Origin of the sequence: Kitasatospora sp. CM 4170 (assembly GCF_032110285.1) — a bacterium.
Lineage (GTDB): Bacteria > Actinomycetota > Actinomycetes > Streptomycetales > Streptomycetaceae > Kitasatospora > Kitasatospora aburaviensis.
On record NZ_CP134877.1, the window covers coordinates 27,764 to 45,585 of the forward strand.

General features: G+C 73.3%; 16 protein-coding genes and 1 pseudogene. 11 read left to right on the plus strand and 6 right to left on the minus strand.

The window, feature by feature from the left end:
• Positions 1-68: 68 nt before the first annotated feature.
• The gene (locus RMN57_RS00130; protein ID WP_313761254.1) at positions 69-1,568 is read right to left on the minus strand and encodes an FAD-dependent monooxygenase; all 1,500 of its coding nucleotides are present in this window, start codon (positions 1,566-1,568) and stop codon (positions 69-71) included.
• Between the two features lie 87 nt (positions 1,569-1,655).
• Between RMN57_RS00130 and RMN57_RS00135 the strand changes: the two genes are divergently transcribed.
• The 4 genes from RMN57_RS00135 (at position 1,656) to RMN57_RS00150 (ending at position 4,637) form a co-directional block, all read left to right on the plus strand.
• The gene (locus RMN57_RS00135; RefSeq protein ID WP_313761255.1) at positions 1,656-2,303 is read left to right on the plus strand and encodes a TetR/AcrR family transcriptional regulator C-terminal domain-containing protein; all 648 of its coding nucleotides are present in this window, start codon (positions 1,656-1,658) and stop codon (positions 2,301-2,303) included.
• An 83-nt stretch (positions 2,304-2,386) separates the two neighbouring features.
• Positions 2,387-3,124 (plus strand): MBL fold metallo-hydrolase, encoded by a 738-nt coding sequence (locus RMN57_RS00140; protein ID WP_313761256.1) that lies wholly within the window; start codon positions 2,387-2,389, stop codon positions 3,122-3,124.
• Between the two features lie 116 nt (positions 3,125-3,240).
• Positions 3,241-4,395 carry an inorganic phosphate transporter gene (locus tag RMN57_RS00145; protein WP_313761257.1) on the plus strand — a complete coding sequence of 385 codons (1,155 nt, stop codon included), beginning with the start codon at positions 3,241-3,243 and terminating at the stop codon, positions 4,393-4,395.
• Positions 4,392-4,637: a hypothetical protein gene (locus RMN57_RS00150; protein ID WP_313761258.1), complete on the plus strand. Its 246-nt coding sequence runs from the start codon at positions 4,392-4,394 to the stop codon at positions 4,635-4,637. The genes RMN57_RS00145 and RMN57_RS00150 overlap by 4 nt, the downstream gene beginning before the upstream one ends.
• A gap of 202 nt (positions 4,638-4,839) precedes the next feature.
• Here the strand turns inward: RMN57_RS00150 and helR are convergent, their stop codons facing one another.
• The gene (gene helR / locus RMN57_RS00155; protein ID WP_313761259.1) at positions 4,840-6,996 is read right to left on the minus strand and encodes an RNA polymerase recycling motor ATPase HelR; all 2,157 of its coding nucleotides are present in this window, start codon (positions 6,994-6,996) and stop codon (positions 4,840-4,842) included.
• A 236-nt stretch (positions 6,997-7,232) separates the two neighbouring features.
• On the opposite strand from helR, the gene RMN57_RS00160 reads away from it, so the two are divergent.
• Complete coding sequence (locus RMN57_RS00160; protein ID WP_313761260.1) at positions 7,233-7,772, plus strand: HAD domain-containing protein; 540 nt, start codon at positions 7,233-7,235, stop codon at positions 7,770-7,772.
• Between the two features lie 85 nt (positions 7,773-7,857).
• Here RMN57_RS00160 and RMN57_RS00165 read toward each other — a convergent pair whose 3' ends face one another.
• Entirely contained in the window at positions 7,858-8,415 is a 558-nt protein-coding gene (locus RMN57_RS00165) for a hypothetical protein (protein WP_313761261.1), read from the minus strand.
• 281 nt (positions 8,416-8,696) lie between these two features.
• Here RMN57_RS00165 and RMN57_RS00170 point away from each other — a divergent pair, with 281 nt between their 5' ends.
• The 3 genes and pseudogenes from RMN57_RS00170 to RMN57_RS00180 all read left to right on the plus strand — a co-directional run.
• Positions 8,697-10,262 carry a Re/Si-specific NAD(P)(+) transhydrogenase subunit alpha gene (locus RMN57_RS00170; RefSeq protein WP_313761262.1) on the plus strand — a complete coding sequence of 522 codons (1,566 nt, stop codon included), beginning with the start codon at positions 8,697-8,699 and terminating at the stop codon, positions 10,260-10,262.
• A 6-nt stretch (positions 10,263-10,268) separates the two neighbouring features.
• Positions 10,269-11,756, plus strand: a complete 1,488-nt coding sequence (gene pntB / locus RMN57_RS00175) for a Re/Si-specific NAD(P)(+) transhydrogenase subunit beta (protein ID WP_313761263.1) — start codon at positions 10,269-10,271, stop codon at positions 11,754-11,756.
• Positions 11,757-11,850: 94 nt separating this feature from the next.
• A pseudogene (locus RMN57_RS00180) lies at positions 11,851-12,495 on the plus strand (arginase family protein); the annotation flags it as partial.
• Between the two features lie 85 nt (positions 12,496-12,580).
• Here the strand turns inward: RMN57_RS00180 and RMN57_RS00185 are convergent.
• Positions 12,581-12,958, minus strand: a complete 378-nt coding sequence (locus RMN57_RS00185; RefSeq protein WP_380237672.1) for a VOC family protein — start codon at positions 12,956-12,958, stop codon at positions 12,581-12,583.
• Positions 12,959-13,076: 118 nt separating this feature from the next.
• Positions 13,077-13,859, minus strand: coding sequence for a GNAT family N-acetyltransferase (locus tag RMN57_RS00190; RefSeq protein WP_313761264.1), 783 nt, complete (start codon positions 13,857-13,859; stop codon positions 13,077-13,079).
• A gap of 512 nt (positions 13,860-14,371) precedes the next feature.
• On the opposite strand from RMN57_RS00190, the gene RMN57_RS00195 reads away from it, so the two are divergent.
• Together RMN57_RS00195 and RMN57_RS00200 are read left to right on the plus strand one after the other, a co-directional pair.
• On the plus strand, positions 14,372-14,761 hold the full coding sequence (locus tag RMN57_RS00195) for a transglycosylase family protein (RefSeq protein WP_313761265.1): 390 nt from the start codon (positions 14,372-14,374) through the stop codon (positions 14,759-14,761).
• A gap of 200 nt (positions 14,762-14,961) precedes the next feature.
• A complete protein-coding gene (locus RMN57_RS00200) occupies positions 14,962-15,657 on the plus strand; it encodes a class I SAM-dependent methyltransferase (protein ID WP_313761266.1) in 696 nt (231 codons plus the stop codon).
• Here RMN57_RS00200 and RMN57_RS00205 read toward each other — a convergent pair.
• Positions 15,636-16,394 carry a helix-turn-helix domain-containing protein gene (locus tag RMN57_RS00205; protein WP_313761267.1) on the minus strand — a complete coding sequence of 253 codons (759 nt, stop codon included), beginning with the start codon at positions 16,392-16,394 and terminating at the stop codon, positions 15,636-15,638. The genes RMN57_RS00200 and RMN57_RS00205 overlap by 22 nt on opposite strands.
• Before the next feature lie 268 nt (positions 16,395-16,662).
• Between RMN57_RS00205 and RMN57_RS00210 the strand changes: the two genes are divergently transcribed.
• Positions 16,663-17,817: a permease gene (locus tag RMN57_RS00210; protein WP_313761268.1), complete on the plus strand. Its 1,155-nt coding sequence runs from the start codon at positions 16,663-16,665 to the stop codon at positions 17,815-17,817.
• The last annotated feature ends 5 nt before the right edge of the window (positions 17,818-17,822 follow it).

Sequence of the window (17,822 nt, forward strand, 5' to 3'; positions counted from 1 at the left end):
CGCACGTCCGCCCGACGGCCCTGGACGGGACCGGACAGGTCACCGGGCCGCGGACGCCCGGCCGGGCCTCAGGCGGCTGCCGGTGCGGTGGCGATCGTCGCCGCGACCGCCTCGCGGGCCGTGGCGAGCAGGGCCGTCCGGTCCGTCCCGGTGCCCAACCAGGCGAGATGCCCGTCGGGGCGCACCAGCGCAGCGGTGACGCCCGACCAGTGGGGTCGGTCCTCGACGGGCGGCGCGCCGTGAACGTCGAGGCCGGGCCGGACGTCGTGGGCGAGCGGCGCGAGCGACGGTGAGCCGGAGCCCGGGGCCAGTTCGAGCAGGACGTACCGGCCCCGCCGGAGCAGCGGGAACAGGGTGCCGGGCCCGTTCACGACCAGGTCCGGCGCGCGGGAGCCGGTCAGCGGGTGGGCGGCGGCCGGGTCCGCGGGCGGGTACGCGGTGGCGAGTCCGGCGGCCCGGACGGCCAGCGCGGTGGAGAACTCCCCCACCTCGGTGATGAGTTCACCGAGGAGGTCGCGCAGGGCCAGCGCCTCGGGCGTGTAGGTGGTCATCAGGCCCGCCTGCGCCCGGGTGCTGCGCAGCAGTTCGACGCCGACGGGGTGGCGCTCGGTGTGGTAGCTGTCCAACAGACCTGCGGGGGCGGTGCCGGCGAGCGTCTGGGCGAGCTTCCAGCCGAGGTTCGAGGCGTCGTGGAGGCCGACGTTGAGCCCGGGGCCGCCCGACGGGAAGTGCATGTGCGCGGCGTTGCCGGCGAGCAGGACCCGCCCCTGGCGGTACTGCTCGGCCTGGCGGGTGGCGTTGCCGAAGACCGAGATCCAACTCGCCTCGCGCATCCCGAAGTCGGTGCCGGTGATCCGCAGCACCCGGGCGCGCAGTTCCTCGAAGGTGGGGCGCGTCGGTGTGGTGCGGACGCTGTCCGCATCGTTGCCGACCACCCGGTGACCTCCGCCCGGCAGCGGGAAGACCATGACGGCGCCGTGGCGGTTGGTGGTGGTGTGGCTGCGCGGCGGCTCGTCGAGCACGACGTCCGCCATCCAGGCCCAGACGGTCGCGTCAGTTCCCGGGAAGTCGATACCGGCAGCCGTGCGCACGGTGCTGCGCGTGCCGTCGCAGCCGACCAGGTAGGCCGCCCGCAGCGTGCGCGGGCCGTTCGGCGCCTCGACGTCGACGGTCACGCCGTCGTCGTCCTGGGCCAGGCCGACCACCCGGTGCTCGCGCAGCAGGCGGACGCCGACGGATCGGGCGTGCTCGGCCAGCAGCGCCTCCGTGCGGGCCTGCGGGAGGACGAGGGTGAACGGGAACGGGCTGTCCAGCCCGGAGAAGTCCATCCGGCTGGTCAGGGCGGCGAAGTGCCCGCTCGGCACGCGCAGCCCTTCGGCGAGGAACGGCCCCTCCACGCCGCGGCAGGCCAGCAATTCCAGGCTCCGCGGGTGGACCGTCAGGGCCCGGGAGTACGGGTCGGGTTCGGGCCGGGTCTCGACCACGGTCACCCCGACCCCGTACAGCCGCAGCTCCGCGGCGAGCCAGAGCCCCACCGGTCCGGCTCCGGCGATGACGACGTCCTGCATGGACACACCTCATCTCGTAGACACCATGCGTCTCGGTCAGACCTCTTGGTCACTGACCAAGTGCGACACCTCCAGTAGACTAGGTCAGTGACCAAGAATCAACCCCGGACCTCCACCCGCACCGGACTGGACCCGGACACCGTGGTGCGGGCCGCCCTCGAACTCCTCGACGAGAAGGGCGCCGACGGCGTCTCGCTGCGCGGCATCGCCGAACGGCTCGGCGTGCGGATGAACACCGTCCTGTGGCACGCCAAGACCAAGGCCCGCCTGCTGGAGCTGATGGCCGACGCGATCCTCGCCGGCATCCCGCTGACCGACCTGCCGGAGCCCTGGGACGAGCGGGTGCCCGAACTCGCCCGCCGCTACCGGCGCTGCCTGCTGGACCACCGCGACGGGGCCGTCGTCGTGGCCGGCACCTACGCGGCGGAGCCGGCCACCCTCGCCTTCGCCGAGGTCACCGTCGCGGCCCTCCTCGACGGCGGCCTGGACGAGCGTCAGGCCGCCTGGGCCTTCTGGACCGTCCAGTACCTCGTGCTGGGCCTGACCCAGGAGGAGCAGGCACTCGCCGCCTCCGCCGACGATCACACGCTCGCCCGGGCGCTCGCCCCGGGTGGCTACCCCGCCCTGAGCCGGGTCGCGCCCCACCTGGAGGACGCCTCGTTCGACGAGCGCTTCGAGTTCGGCCTCTCGCTCCTCCTCCACTCGCTCAGGACCGCACCCCCCGGCCGCACTTGAGCCGGACGCGGCCCCCGCTCGTCGAGGCCCGGCCGGGGCCGGAAGCGGTCGACCCCCGCAACCACCCGTGAGAGCATCGGCCGATGCGGAGACTGACGGTTCTGGGGACGTGCGGCGCCTGGCCGGAGGCCGGGCGGAGCGCCAGCGGCTTCCTGCTGGAGTACGACGGGTTCCGGCTGGTACTCGATCTCGGCTACGGGACGTTCCCCCGGCTGTCGGAGCACTGCGCCGACGGACGGGTGGACGCCGTGGTGATCACCCATGAGCACCCCGATCACTGCGCCGACCTCAGCGCCCTGTGCCGCGCACGCTACTTCGCGCCGGAGCGCGGCGCCCGCCTGCCGCTGTACTGCACTCCCGGCGTGGTCGGATGGGTCCAGGCGATGGAACCGACGGAGGACCTGCTCGACGTCTTCGACGTCCACCCGCTGCCGTCCGACCACCGGGTCGGGCCCTTCCGGCTGGACACCGCGCCGCTGCCGCATCACGTCCCGCACGCGGGCGTGCGGCTGACGGCACCGGGCCTGACCTTCGCCTACAGCGGCGACGCCGGCCCCGACCCGGCCCTCGCCCGGCTCGCCGCCGGTGCGGACCTCTTCATCGCCGGAGCCACGCTCCAGGGCGCGGCCGCCGGGGACGGCGACCCCCACCTGATGAGCGCCTCGGACGCCGGGTCGTGGGCAGCCCGCGCCGGGGCCGAGCGCCTGCTGCTCACCCACTTCTGGCCCGGCAGCGACCGCACGCGCTCCACCGCCGAGGCCCGGAGCACCTTCCCGGGCGAGGTGATCGCCGCCGAGGAGGGCATGGTGCTCACGTTCTGACGCCGTATCGCCCCCCGCGGCCGTGCACTCGTCCGGACGGATGATGCCCGACGAGGCCCGGCACGCCGCGGTGTCGGTGGCGGGGCCCGCGGCGGCCGCGGGTTAGGTTCGTGCCCGTGACCGGCAACGATGTGGTCCTGGCGTTGGTGGTCGCCACCGCGCTGGGCTTCGACTTCACCAACGGATTCCACGACACCGGCAACGCCATGGCCACCTCGATCGTCACGGGTGCTCTCCCCCCGCGCGTCGCGGTGGCGATCTCTGCGCTGCTGAACCTGGCCGGCGCCTTCCTGTCGACCGCGGTCGCGGCGACCATCGCCAGCGGCCTGGTCGACACCGCGGACGTGACCCTCACCGTCGTGATGGCGGGCCTGACGGGCAGCATCCTGTGGAATCTGACCACCTGGTACGTCGGCATCCCCTCCAGTTCGTCACACGCCCTGATCGGCGGCGTGATCGGGGCGACGATCGCGGCGGCGGGCAACTCGGCCGTCAAGTGGCAGGGCCTGGTCTCCAAGGTGATCGTGCCCGCCGCGCTGTCGCCGGTGATCGCCGGCACGATCTCCGCGGTCGGCACCTACCTCGTCTACCGCCTCACCCGGGGCGTGGCCGAGCGCCCCCGCGCGCACGGCTTCCGGATCGGCCAGGTCGGTTCGGCCTGCATGGTCTCGCTCGCCCACGGCACCAACGACGCGCAGAAGACCATGGGCGTCATCACGCTGGCGCTGATCGCCAACGGCACCCTGCAGTCCGGGGCGAACGCCCCGACCTGGGTGATCACCTCGTGCGCGGTGTCGATCGCCCTGGGCACCTACTTCGGCGGCTGGCGGGTCATCCGGGCCCTCGGCAAGGGGCTGGTGGAGATCGAGGCACCGCAGGGGATGGCCAGCGAGTCGGCCTCGGCCGCGGTGATCCTCTCCTCCACCGACTTCGGCTACTCGCTCTCCACCACCCACGTGGCGACCGGGTCGATCCTGGGCGCGGGGGTGGGCAAGAAGGGCGCGGTGGTGCGCTGGCACCTCGCCCACCGGATGGTGGCGGCCTGGGTGCTCACCCTGCCGGCCGCCGGGCTGGTCGGCGCCCTGACCTACTGGGTCGCGGACGCGATCGGCGGGACCGCGGGCGTGGTGGTGATCTTCATCGTGCTGGTGCTGGCCTCGATCGCGTTCTTCGCGGCCTCGCGCCACCCGGCCGTGACGCCGGAGAACGTCAATGCCGCGTGGACGGGTTCGCTCCACCCGGCACCCCCCACGGACGAGGTGTCGTCGTGAACTCCTGGATCAACCTCGACGCGCTGTGGAGGATCGCGGTCGTGGGGCTGCTCACCGGTGCCGGACTGCCGGCGCTGTTCGCGATCGGTGTGCGCGCCCTCAACCCCCCGACGGGGGACGGCGAGGCCGCAGCCGGCCGGCCCGCGGTCGGTCCGCTCCGCTACACGGTGGCCGGCCTCTGCTTCGCCGTGGTGCTGGCGGCGATCGGCTGGGGCATCTACGTCATCGTCAACCACAGCTGACGAGCGCCGGTCACCGGCCATCAGGCGGGTCGGACCCCGGGGCGGGCACCGGGTGTCCGCCCGCCGGATCCGGCACCGTGAGCAACCGCCCGGTTCCTCCCGGCCCGCTCCCCCCGGCTGCTCGGCCGCGGGGAGCCGGCCCCGTCCTCGGGGGAGCGGCCCCCGTCCTCGCCCTGCCGGCGGGTGTCGGGGCGGTGGGGAGTCAGGAGCTCGTCAGGACGACCAGGCGCTGGGTGGCGCGGGTCATCGCGACGTAGCGGTCGACGGCCCCCTCGACGCCCTCGCCGAACCGCTCCGGGTCGACCAGGACGACCAGGTCGAACTCCAGCCCCTTCGCCAGCTCCGGGGTCAGCGACCGGACGCGGGCCGTCGCGCGGAAGGCCGGATCGCCGATGACGCAGGCGATCCCCTCGGCGTGCTCGGCGAGCCAGCCGTCGAGTACGGCGTCCAGCTCCGCCGCGGAGCCGTGGACGACCGGCACACCGCTGCTGCGGACCGAGGTGGGCACGTTGGCGTCCGGCAGCACGGCCCGGATCACCGGCTCGGCCTCCGCCATGACCTCCTGCGGCGTCCGGTAGTTGATGCTCAGCGAGGCGAGGCCGATCCGGTCCAGCCCGATCCGCTCCAGCCGCTCCTGCCACGACTCGGTGAACCCGTGCCTCGCCTGGGCGCGGTCCCCGACGATGGTGAAGCTCCGGGACGGGCAGCGCTGGAGGAGCATCTGCCACTCCGCGTCGGTCAGCTCCTGGGCCTCGTCCACGACGATGTGCGCGAACGGGCCGGCCAGCCGGTCCTGGTCGGCACCGGGCAGCGCGCCCTCGTCGACCAGGCTGTCCTGGAGGTCCCGCCCGCGCAGCATCGTCACCGCGCCCTCGCCGTCGTCGTCGGCCGCGAGCAGGTCGTCGATGACGCGGGCCATCCGCGCGCGTTCGGCGGCGACGGCGGCGGCCTGCCGGCGCTTGCGCCGGGCGGCCTCCGGGTCGCCGAGGCGCCGGCGGGCCGCGTCCAGGAGCGGCAGGTCGGAGACCGTCCAGGCCTGGGCGTCGGTGCGCTGGAGGGCGCGGACCTCGTCCCGACCGAGCCAGGGCGCGCACAGCCGCAGGTAGGCGGGGACCGTCCAGAGGTCTCCGACGAGCTCGGCCGCTTCGAGCATCGGCCAGGCGCGGTGGAGCGTGGTGACCAGTTCCTCGTTCTGCATCAGCGACCTGCGGAACAGCTCCGGCGAGACGGTCTCGTCGTCGTTCTTCTCCATCAGGATCGCGACCAGCTCGTCCCAGATCTGCTCGCGCGCCTCGTTGTGCGGGGTGCCCGGCTCCGGCGCCTCGAACGCCTGCGCCCAGTCCTCGGCGCTCAGCCAGAGGTCGGACCAGTGGGTCTCCACGGCCATCCCCTCGGTGGGCGGCTCCTCGTAGATGCCGACGGCCTTCTCGATCGCCCGCACCAGCCCGGCCGAGGACTTCAGCCGGGCCACCTCCGGGTCGGCCTCGGCCGCCGCACCGGCGCCCTCGGCGACGAGGTCGCGCACGGTGCAGGTCTGCACGCCCTCCTCGCCGAGGCTGGGGAGCACGTCGGCGACGTAGGCCAGGTAGGGCTGGTGCGGGCCGACGAACAGCACGCCCCCGCGCCGGTGGCCGAGGCGCGGGTCGGAGTAGAGGAGGTGGGCGGTGCGGTGCAGCGCGACGACGGTCTTGCCGGTGCCCGGGCCGCCGTCGACGACGAGCGCGCCGCGGGACCCGGCACGGATCACGGCGTCCTGGTCGGCCTGGATGGTGCCGAGGACGTCCCGCATCCGGGACGAGCGGTTGGCGCCGAGGCTGGCGATGAAGGCGGACTGGTCGTCGAGCGCGGCATGACCCTCCAGCCCGTCCGCGGTGAACACCTCGTCCCAGTAGTCGCCGATCCGGCCCCGGGTCCAGCGGTAGCGACGGCGGCTGGCCAGGCCCATCGGGTCGGCGTGGGTCGCGGCGAAGAACGGCTCGGCCGCGGGTGAGCGCCAGTCCACCAGCAGCCGGCGGCCGTCGCCGTCGGTGAGGCCGAGCCGGCCGATGTAGACGGGCTCGGTGCCGTCCGCGGCGACGATGCGTCCGAGGCAGAGGTCCAGGCCGAAGCGGCGCAGGGTGCGCAGGCGGCCGGTCAGCCGGTGGACCTCCGCGTCCCGGTCCATCGCCTCCCGGCCGACGCCGCCGGGCGCCCTGCGCACCGCGTCGAGGCGGTCGGACAGCTCGGCGATCGTCTGCTCCACGGTCTCCGCGACGGCGGCGAAGTGCCGCTCGTCGCCGGCGACCAGCGCCGGGTCGGCCTTGGCGGCGAGGTGGTCGGGGAGGTCGAAGGCACTGGTCGTCAGTGGGGTCGGGGTCATCACTGCGGCTCCGTTCCGCGGTCGGTCCGGCGAGGGTCGGGTGTGCCTCGCGGACCTTCCGGTTGCGCTGGTCTAGGTCTAGGCCAGTGATTCTGCGCCAGGACGGGGGCCTTGCCGCAAGCCCCCCACTGCGCTATAAGTTGAGAGTGGCAAGGAGTGCGAACTCCTTGCCTTTGCTGTTCCGCGGGTCGGAGGAACCACGCAGGTTCCTGTGGGTGGGCCGCTATGGTGCCCGTGTGACCGGCACTGCGCAGCGTCCGCTGCTGTTCCTCGATGTCGACGGCCCTCTCATCCCGTTCGGCGCGGAGCCCGGGGAGTATCCGACCTTCGATCATCCGGCCTTCACCAGCGGTCCCGACCCGCTCGCGGCCACTGCGAATCCGCTGTTGGCCAGGCTGGATCCGGAGCACGGGCCTCGACTTACCGCGCTCGGGTGCGAGGTCGTGTGGGCCACGACCTGGATGTCCGACGCGAACGACTGCGTCGCCCCGCGCCTCGGCCTGTCGCAGCTCGCCGTGGTGGACTGGCCGGAGCCGTCCGAGGCCGACGACGAGGACGACGCGAGGCACGGCCTGCACTGGAAGACGCGGACGTTGGTGGCGTGGGCGGCGGGACGCCCGTTCGTCTGGGTGGACGACGAGGTGCGCGACGCCGACCGGGCTTGGGTCGCCGTCCACCACCCTGGGCCCGCTCTGCTCCACCGGGTCGATCCGCGGCGCGGCCTCGCGGCCGACGACTACGCGGCCGTCGATTCCTGGCTGCGGCGACTGCCCTGACGTCCCGCCGGACGCGAGTGTGCCGGCCCGACGTCGCTGGGGACCCCTGACGGCGTCGGGGGTCCCCAGCCCGGGGCGGAGGTGGTCAGGCGAGTGTGACGCCCCGTTCCTGTGCGAGCTCCTCCAGGCCGTACCGGCTCACGTGTTCGGCGTTGCCGAGGTCGATCGTCCGGACGCCCGCGGCGGCCAGCCGCTCGTTGATCTCGTCCAGGTGCTGCCGGACGACCTGCTTCTCGGCGTCGGTGGTGCGCCCCTTGTGCGGCTTGCCGGCGTGCTCCGGGCTGGCGTAGTTGGGCCGTTCCTTGGCGGCGGCCGGTGCCGCGCCCTGGGCGGGGAGCGTCCGGGTCACCCGCTTGGCCCCACGCAGCACCTCCGCCATCGGAACGGCCGAGGCCAGCCGGTCGAACACCTCGGCCTCCAGGACGACCGTCTCCGGCTCGTCCGCGTCCGGGTGGTACAGCTCGATCGTCACCAGGTCGAGCGCGTGCTCCTCCACCGCCGTGAGCTCGTCGGCGAGCGCCTCGATCTCGACCGGGCCGTCCGCCAGGTCGGGGTGCTCACGGACGACGATCCGTACCAGGTCAGCCTCGTTCTCCGCGTGCTTCCCCGTCAGATCCGAGAACCGGATGATCTTCTGACCCATGTCTTCTCCCTCGTCGATGGTGTGATCAGCCGAGAGCCTACTTCCGTCGCAGCGGTGGCCCCGCGGCCGTCCCGATCAGCCCCTGCGGGGCACCGGGTGGCGGCGGATTCCGGCCGACCGGGGCACCGCGGGGCGCGAACGGGTGAAGGACGTCACGGCTTCGCCCCGTCCCCCTGTCGGGCCCCGGCATGTAGGTTCCTGCGTCCAAGAGGGAAGGACTCTCCTCCCCCGTGTTCGCAGAACCGCCGTCAACGGCTCCTCCGACGAGAGAGGCACGAGTGATGTCTGCACAGGACGCCACCCACCACCCCCCGCGACTCATCGGCGTGGTCGCCGAGTCGACCGCCGGGGAGACCCGGGTCGCCGCGACACCGTCCACCGTGCGCGGGCTGCTCGCACTCGGCTACGAGGTCGTGGTCGAGTCCGAGGCCGGCGCGGCCTCCGGCTTCACCGACGACGCCTACACCGCGGTCGGCGCGCACATCGCGGACGCGTGGAGCGCCGACATCGTGCTGAAGGTCAACGCTCCGTCGACCGCGGAGATCGACCGGCTGCGGGACGGCGCGACCGTCGTCGGCCTGCTCGCCCCGGCGCAGCGGCCCGAGCTGCTCAAGGCGCTGTCCTCGCGACCGGTCACCGCGCTCGCGCTGGAGGCGGTGCCCCGCATCTCGCGGGCGCAGTCGATGGACGTGCTCAGCTCGATGGCGAACATCGCCGGCTACCGGGCCGTGATCGAGGCGGCCCACGTGTTCGGGCGCTTCTTCACCGGCCAGGTGACGGCCGCGGGCAAGGTCCCGCCGGCGAAGGTCCTGGTGGCCGGCGCGGGTGTGGCCGGGCTCGCCGCCATCGGCGCCGCCTCCAGCCTGGGGGCGATCGTCCGGGCGACCGACCCGCGGCCGGAGGTCGCCGACCAGGTGAAGTCGCTGGGCGGCGAGTACCTCGCCGTGAACGCCGTCCAGGAGGCGAGCACCGACGGCTACGCCAAGGCGACCTCCGCCGACTACGACCGCGCCGCGGCCGAGCTCTACCACGAGCAGGCCAAGGACGTGGACATCGTCATCACCACCGCGCTGATCCCCGGCCGGCCCGCGCCGCGGCTGCTCACCGCCGCGGACGTGGCGGCGATGAAGCCCGGGAGCGTCGTCGTCGACATGGCGGCCGCCCAGGGCGGCAACGTCGAGGGCACCGTCGCGGGCCGCACGGTGGTCACCGGCAACGGCGTCACCATCATCGGCTACACCGATCTCGCCGCCCGGCTGCCCGCCCAGGCCTCGCAGCTGTTCGGCACCAACCTGGTCAACCTGCTCACCCTGCTGACGCCCGGCAAGGACGGGCAGCTGGTGATCGACTTCGAGGACGTCGTCCAGCGAGCCGTGACCGTCGTCCGCGCCGGGGAGATCACCTGGCCGCCGCCGCCCGTGGCGGTCTCGGCCGCGCCCGCCGCTGCCGCCGCGCAGGCCGCGGCCGCCCCGGCGGTGTCGGAACCGAAGCAGCCCCGGATCACCCCGGCGGCCCGGTTCGGTCTGATCGGCCTCGGCATGCTGGCGATGTTCCTGCTGGTCGCCTACGCCCCGACGCAGCTCGCGGAGAACTTCACGGTGTTCGCGCTGGCCGTGGTCATCGGCTACTACGTCATCGGGAAGGTCCACCACGCCCTGCACACGCCGCTGATGTCGGTGACCAACGCGATCTCCGGGATCGTGGTGGTCGGCGCCCTGCTGCAGATCGGGCACATGGGCGCGCTGGTCACCGTGCTGTCCTTCGTGGCGATCCTGCTGACGAGCGTGAACATCTTCGGCGGCTTCGCCGTCACCCGCCGCATGCTGTCCATGTTCTCGAAAGGCTGAGCCCCGATGACTTCCACGACGGCCGCCCACGCCGCGGACCTGGTCGCCGCGCTGCTGTTCATCCTGAGTCTGGCCGGGCTGTCCCAGCACCGCACCTCCCGCGCCGGTGTCGGCTACGGCATCGCCGGCATGGCGCTCGCGCTGGTCGCCACCGTGATCGTGGCCTCGCGCAGCATCACCGCCGGCGCGGTCACCCTGATCGTCGTCGCGATGGCGCTGGGCGGCGCGATCGGCCTGTGGCGGGCCCGGCAGGTCGAGATGACCCAGATGCCGGAACTGATCGCCGTGCTGCACAGCTTCGTCGGCCTCGCCGCGGTGCTGGTGGGCTGGAACAGCTACCTGGAGGTGGAGTCGCACGGCTCGGCGCAGACCGCCGTCGGCGCCGATCTGCTGGGCATCCACCACGCCGAGGTGTTCATCGGCATCTTCATCGGCGCGGTCACCTTCACCGGCTCCGTCGTCGCCTTCCTCAAGCTGTCCGCCCGGATCGCCTCGCGTCCGCTGGTGCTGCCCGGCAAGAACGTACTGAACCTCGGCGCGCTCGCCGCGTTCGTCGCGCTGACGGTCTGGTTCACCGTCAGCCCCGGCCTCGGCCTGATGATCGCGGTGACCGTGCTGGCGCTGGCGCTGGGCTGGCACCTGGTCGCCTCCATCGGCGGCGGCGACATGCCCGTCGTCGTCTCCATGCTCAACAGCTACTCCGGCTGGGCCGCGGCGGCCGCCGGGTTCCTGCTCGACAACAACCTGCTCATCGTCACCGGCGCGCTGGTCGGCTCCTCCGGTGCCTACCTGTCGTACATCATGTGCAAGGCGATGAACCGCTCCTTCCTCTCCGTGATCGCCGGCGGTTTCGGCATCGAGGCGCCCTCGGGCGGGGGCGAGGAGCAGGGCGAGCACCGTGAGATCCGGGCCGAGGAGGCGGCCCGGCAGCTCGCGCAGGCCCGGTCCGTCGTCATCACCCCCGGCTACGGCATGGCGGTGGCGCAGGCGCAGCACCCGGTCGCGGAGCTCACCCGCCGGCTGCGCGAGCGCGGCGTGGAGGTCCGCTTCGGCGTCCACCCCGTCGCGGGCCGGCTGCCCGGTCATATGAACGTGCTGCTCGCCGAGGCGAAGGTGCCGTACGACATCGTCCTGGAGATGGACGAGATCAACGACGACTTCGCCGACACCTCGGTCGTCCTGGTCATCGGCGCCAACGACACGGTCAACCCGGCCGCCACCGACGACCCCGCCAGCCCGATCGCCGGCATGCCGGTGCTGCGGGTGTGGGAGGCGGAGCAGGTGATCGTGTTCAAGCGGTCCATGGCGTCCGGCTACGCCGGGGTGCAGAACCCGCTGTTCTTCCGGGAGAACAGCGGCATGCTCTTCGGCGACGCCAAGCAGAGCGTCGAGGACATCCTCCGTGCCCTCGACGCGGTGGCCGGGGGCGGTGGAGGCGGCGGCGCGGCACCGGCCACCCGCCAGACCACCGCTGCCGGCCGGGCCGCGGTGTAGGGGGCGCGCACCGCCTCCGGTGTTCCGCTCCCCCGGTGTCCCGGCCACGCTCCCGGCCGGGACACCGGGGCGTCTGCCGGTGGCACCGGTAGGAGGCGACTTCCCGCTCGTCCTCGGCGGGGACTGCTCGATCCAGCTCGGCGCCTCGCTCGCCCTGCGCCGCATCGGGCGCTACGGGGTCGCCGTCATCGACGGATCCACCGACTTCCGCCACCCCGGCAACTCCGACCGCATCGGCGCCGCGGGCGGCGAGGAGCTCGCCCTCGGGACCGGCCGCGGCCAGGCGGACCTGACCGACCTCGAAGGGCTGCGTCCCTACCTCCGGGACGAGGACGTCCACGTCCTCGGCATCCGCGACTACGACGACGAGCGCGCCGAGCTCACCGCGCTGGGGATCGCGAACACCACCGTCGGAGAGATCCGCGAGGCCGGTGTCGAGAAGCTGGCGGCCACGGTGGTGCGGAGCCTCGAAGCCGCCCCGACGGAGGGCTTCTGGGTCCGCCTGGACGCCGACGTGCTCGACCCGTCCGTCATGCCGGCCGTCGACAGCCCCGACCCCGACGGGCTCCTGCCCGACGAGCTCGCCCTGCTGCTGCGCGCCCTGGTCCGGTCGCCGCGCTGCGTCGGCTTCAACCTCACCATCTACGATCCCGACCTCGACCCCGACGGCTCCTGCGCGGCCCTGCTCGCCGACCTGCTCCAGACCGCCTTCGGCCCCGGAGTCGGATCGGAGGCCTGAGCCCGGACCCTCTCATGGGGCCCGGCCCGGCCCTGCTCTCGTCGGGCCGGGCCCGGCCGTCGTTCCGTTCCTTCCGCTCCTGGCGTCAGCCTCCTGCGGTCAGGCAGAAGGGGTGCCCGGCCGGGTCGAGGAACACCCGCCATCTGTCGCCGCCCGGCTGGAACTCCGGCTTGACGGCGCCCAGCTCCAGCAGCAGGCCCTCGGCCTCGTCGAGATCAGCGACCGCGAAGTCCAGGTGCACCTGCTGCGGCGCGGTCCGGTCGGGCCACTGCGGAGCCCGGTGGTCGTCGACCCGTTGGAAGCCGATGAAGAGCCCGTCCGCCCGGGTGAGGCCGGCGAAGTCACCGTCGGAGTCGGGGTGAGGCTCGAACCCGGTGGCCTGCCGGTAGAACGCGGCCAGCTCCTCGGGATCGGGGCAGTCGAGTGTGATCGCCGTGAGCTTCAGCTTCAGCTTCAGGGGCATGGCAACTCCGGGAGGGCCGTCGCGCAGCGGGATTCGAACTCCTCTGGCGTCACACCGTAGTGATCAGCCCGACGCCTCGCACCCGGTTTACGTCCTGCCGGTTCCGGCTCCGCCGGGGTCAGGTGCGCTGGAAACCGTGGGAGTGCCCGATGGAGGTGAAGCCACGGCGTTCGTACCAGTGGCGCGGCCAGTCGTCGGCGTCGGCGGTCAGGAAGCGGGTGCCGCAGCCGGCGGCGGCCGCTCGGCGGAGTGCGGTGGTGAGGACGGCGTCGGCGTGACCGCGTCGCAGGTGGGCTTCGGCGGTCATCAGGTCCTCGACCTGGGCGATGCCGAGGGTCGGTTCGAGGTAGAGGTCGCCCCAGGCGGCCACCTCGCCGTTCTCCGCCCGTGAGCCCAGGACCTGCACGCGCGTGGCCCCTCTGCTGCGCGTTCGGCGGCGGTCGACCAGCATGTTGATCACCGCGTCGCCGGCCTCGGGCAGGAGGGTGCGCCACCGCGCGGAGAGCGGCGCGCGGATCGCCTCCAGGTCGACGTCCTCTGCGGTGCGCCCGCCCTCGGTGGCCCGGTCCGCGGGGACCGCGCCGGTGTGCAGCATCACCAGGTAGGTGTGGTGGCGGTAGCCGGCCCGTTCGAAGGGGTCGACGCACGCCTCCCCGAACGCTCCGTCGAGCACGGAGACGAGGCGGAACGGCCGCTCCCCCATCACCTCGTCCACCAGGCCCGGCAGGTCGGCCGGGTCCACACCGGCACGGTCGACGACCACCTGGTTGTGCGACCACGAGTCGGCGAAGCGGTCGTCGAACACGGCGAATCCGCCGGGGATGTCGGCCGTGTGCTCGGCCTGCCGGCGGGCGAATCCGGCGAGGAAGGCGTTGATGCGCTGCAGCTCGTAGCCAGACATGGCAGCCACCCTAGGCTCCCGAGCGGCCGCGCACCCGCCGATCCCGGTCGAATGTCACGAAGAGTCGGTCGGCTGCGTGCGGTGGGTGATGGCTGTGGTGCGGGCCACCCCCGGACGGGTCCACCCCCGCCCGTTCACGCACGGCCCGACGCCGGGACGTCACACGGCGTCGACCATGTGCCCGGCCTCACAGCCACACCCGTGTGGCGCGGACCACTCCCGGGCCAGGTTCGATCTTGAAAAACTGGACATTTGCCTTCAAAACGGCACAATTCCTTGATCGATACCTCAGGTAACCACCCCCCGACCAGCCCAAACCTCAGAATCCTTGAAACCCCCCACCCACCCCCGTAACTTCGAACCCGTTGCACCGAACAAACCGCCCCACCAAGGCCCCCAGGCCCACCGGGACGACACGGTGCCCGACCACGCGAGCCACACACCCCCGAAACCAAACCCCCCCAAGGGCCTGGTTCCGCACGCCCGCACACCCCCCTTCCGAAAGGAAACCCATGACCTTCCGTAACGAGACCACCACCGCCACCACCGCCACCAAGCGCCGCAACCGCGTCCGCATGGCACTCATGGCCGGGGCCCTCACCGCCCTGCCCGTGGCCGGCCTCGTCACGGCCAACGCCGCCTCCGCCGCCCCCGCCTCCGTCTGGGACAAGGTCGCCCAGTGCGAAGCCACCGGCAACTGGGCCATCAACTCCGGCAACGGCTTCTACGGCGGCCTCCAGTTCACCTCCAGCACCTGGGCCGCCTTCGGCGGCACCGCCTACGCCCCCCAGGCCCACCAGGCCACCAAGGCCCAGCAGATCGCCATCGGCGAAAAGGTCCTCGCCTCCCAGGGCCCCGGCGCCTGGCCCGTCTGCTCCGTCAAGGCCGGCCTCACCAAGTAACACCCCCGGCCCCGGAAACCACCACACCCACCACCGGGCCACCCCGACAACGCCGCTGCACCCCACCCGACCACCACACCGGGCCCGGGAGCAGCGGCGTCGCGGCATCCCCGGACCGAGCCCGATCAGCCGAGCGCCGACGCCCGGTCGCGAGCGCTTTGTTCAAGACCCGCCGCTGCCCGGCGTCCGAGACTGCCCGCATGACCGAAACAGTCACGCCCGAACCCGCCTTCACCCCCGCACTGGGCCGCCTGGCCCCCACGCGGTTCTACGACCCCGTCATCGTCCTGACCCGGGAGCGCCTGTGGCGCGCCCTGGCCGCCATGCACGTCGCACCCCGCCCCGAGGACGTCGTCGTCGACGTGGGCTGCGGCACCGGCTCGCTCGCGCTGCTCCTGCACCGGGTCGAGCCCCGGGCGCGGATCATCGGCGTGGACCCCGACCCCGCGATGCTCGACCGGGCTCGGCGCAAGGCCGCCGCCGCCCCCACCGCTGCACCGTCGTCGTCCCCGGCCCGGTCGCCGGAGTGGCACGTCGGGATGGGCGACACGCTGCCGGAGCTCCTGGGGACCGGCATCGCCGACACGGTCGTCTCCAGTCTCGTGCTCCACCAGTGCCCGCTCGCGGTGAAGCGGGCGATCCTCGGCGCGATGGCCGCGGTGCTGCGCCCGGGAGGGCGGCTGGTCATCGCCGACTACGGGCTGCAGCGCACGGCGCTGATGCGGCTGGCGTTCCGCGGCGTGCAGTTCGCGGACGGCCGCGAGGACACCCAGCCCCAGGCCGACGGCGTACTCCCCCGGCTCATCCACGAGGCCGGCTTCCACGAGGTGCGCGAGGCCGAGGTCGTCCCGACCGTCACGGGGTCAATCTCGGTCTACGTCGCCACGCGCGACTGAGCAGGCGTCGGGGCCGAAACCGGGGCCGCGGCCGGCGCCGCGGCCGGCGCCGGGGCGCGCAGCAGGGGCAGCACGGCCGACGGCGTCAGCCCCGTCATCTCCCGCAGCTGCCGGGTGAAGTGGGCCTGATCGGCGAAGCCGGCCGTGGCGGCCGCCTCGGCGAGCGAGCCGCCCTCGCGCAGGGCCTCGGCCGCCCCGGCCAGCCGCCGCCAGATCCGCCACCGCGCCAGCGGCATGCCCAACTGCCGCTGCGCCAGGGCGCGGAGCCGCTGCGGCGAGAGTCCGACACCCGCGGCGAGGGCGGGCATCTGGACGGGGCCGGCGGCCAGCGCGTCCATCGCCGCCAGCAGGCGGGCGTCCAACCGGGCGGACGGGCGCGCGACGTTGCGGCGCAGCTCGTCCTCGCCGAGCCCGTGCAGCTCGCCGGCCGCGGTGATGCCGCGGCCGGCGCAGCGTTCGCGCAGCCGGTCGGCGAACGCGCAGTGCGGCTCGATGAAGACGGTGACCACGTCCGCCGCCGTCGCCTGCATCCGGTGCCGCACCATCGGCGCGACCAGCAGGGCCGCCGCGCTGTGGCGGGCCCCGGCGGCGTCGAGGACGACCACCTCGCCGCGCGGCGCCCGGGCGAGCTGGAACGCGGCGTGCGCGTGGAGGCTTCCGTCCACCGACGGGCCCCGGTGGATCACGTAGCCCGTCCCGATGTCGACGTACGCCGCTGCCCGCTCCCCGTCCCCCATACCCGCGATCATGCCAGAGGCCGGTCCGACGGAGCTGCGGCAACGGGGCACCGGCCGGTGTCCGCTGACGGCCAGTGGGGCGTCGGCGGTAGGCCGGTCGGGGTGCGGGTGGTGGGGCTCGCGCCGGTGGTGTCGGCCCGGTGCCGCGGGATTCGTGCCGGAGCGGCATAGCTTGTCCGGGTGGTGCGTGCGGACGGGGTGGGGCTGCGCGTGGCAGCGGTGAGCGGGCCGGATCGGGTCCGGAGTCGAGCGGAAGGCGCGAGAGCCCGTGGATGCCGTCCTGCACGCGCTGTCGATCACGGGGTCCATGACCTGGGAGATCACCTGGGCGCTGATCCTCGGCTTCGCGCTGTCCGCCGTCGTCCAGGCGGTCGTGCACAAGGCCACCGTCGCCGGCCTGCTGGGGGACGACCGGCCCCGGACGTTGATGGTCGCCGCCGGTCTGGGGGCGGCCTCCTCCTCGTGCTCCTACGCCGCGGTGGCGCTGGCCCGCTCGCTCTTCCGCAAGGGGGCCGACTTCACGGCCGCGATGGCCTTCGAGATCGCCTCCACCAACCTGGTCGTCGAACTCGGCGTGATCCTGGCGCTGCTGATGGGCTGGCAGTTCACCGCGGCCGAGTTCGTCGGCGGGCCGATCATGATCGCGCTGCTGGCGGTCTTCTTCCGACTGTTCCTGCACGACCGCCTGCTGCGCGAGGCCCGCACCCAGGCCGAGCGCGGCCTGGCCGGCTCGATGGAGGGCCACGCGGCGATGGACATGTCGGTGCAGCGCGAGGGCTCCTTCACGCAGCGCCTGTTCTCCGGGGAGGGCTTCACCGCCACCTCGCACGTGTTCGTCATGGAGTGGGCCGCCATCCTGCGCGATCTGGTGCTGGGCCTGCTCATCGCCGGCGCCATCGCCGCCTGGGTGCCCGACAGCTTCTGGCAGGCCTTCTTCTTCGAGGGCCACCCCGTGGCGTCCAAGATCTGGGGCCCGCTCGTCGGACCGCTGGTGGCGATCGCCTCGTTCGTCTGCTCGATCGGCAACGTGCCGCTGGCCGTCGTGCTGTGGAAGGGCGGCATCAGCTTCGGCGGCGTCATCTCCTTCATCTTCGCGGACCTGCTGATCCTGCCCATCCTCAACATCTACCGGAAGTACTACGGCAGGAGGACGGCCCTGTTCCTGCTCGCGACCTTCTACCCGGCCATGGTCGTCGCCGGCTACGCCATCGAGCTGGGCTTCGGCGTGCTCGGGCTGATCCCGGACCGGGAGGACGCGACCATTCCCATGGAGGGCGTCTCCTGGAACTACACGACCTTCCTCAACATCGCCTTCCTGCTGCTGGCCGCCGTCCTGCTGGTGCGCTTCGTCCGGACCGGCGGCCTTCCCATGCTCCGCATGATGGGCGGCTCGCCGGCGGCCGGACACGACCACGCGGCCTGAGGCCG

Coding starts and splice junctions, on each gene's coding strand:
- pntB (WP_313761263.1), top strand. CDS start 10,269: ATGACTTCCACGACGGCCGCCCACGCCGCGGACCTGGTCGCCGCGCTG.
- RMN57_RS00130 (WP_313761254.1), bottom strand. CDS start 1,568: ATGCAGGACGTCGTCATCGCCGGAGCCGGACCGGTGGGGCTCTGGCTC.
- RMN57_RS00140 (WP_313761256.1), top strand. CDS start 2,387: ATGCGGAGACTGACGGTTCTGGGGACGTGCGGCGCCTGGCCGGAGGCC.
- RMN57_RS00200 (WP_313761266.1), top strand. CDS start 14,962: ATGACCGAAACAGTCACGCCCGAACCCGCCTTCACCCCCGCACTGGGC.
- RMN57_RS00170 (WP_313761262.1), top strand. CDS start 8,697: ATGTCTGCACAGGACGCCACCCACCACCCCCCGCGACTCATCGGCGTG.
- RMN57_RS00185 (WP_380237672.1), bottom strand. CDS start 12,958: ATGCCCCTGAAGCTGAAGCTGAAGCTCACGGCGATCACACTCGACTGC.
- RMN57_RS00190 (WP_313761264.1), bottom strand. CDS start 13,859: ATGTCTGGCTACGAGCTGCAGCGCATCAACGCCTTCCTCGCCGGATTC.
- RMN57_RS00195 (WP_313761265.1), top strand. CDS start 14,372: ATGACCTTCCGTAACGAGACCACCACCGCCACCACCGCCACCAAGCGC.
- RMN57_RS00165 (WP_313761261.1), bottom strand. CDS start 8,415: ATGGGTCAGAAGATCATCCGGTTCTCGGATCTGACGGGGAAGCACGCG.
- RMN57_RS00205 (WP_313761267.1), bottom strand. CDS start 16,394: ATGGGGGACGGGGAGCGGGCAGCGGCGTACGTCGACATCGGGACGGGC.
- helR (WP_313761259.1), bottom strand. CDS start 6,996: ATGACCCCGACCCCACTGACGACCAGTGCCTTCGACCTCCCCGACCAC.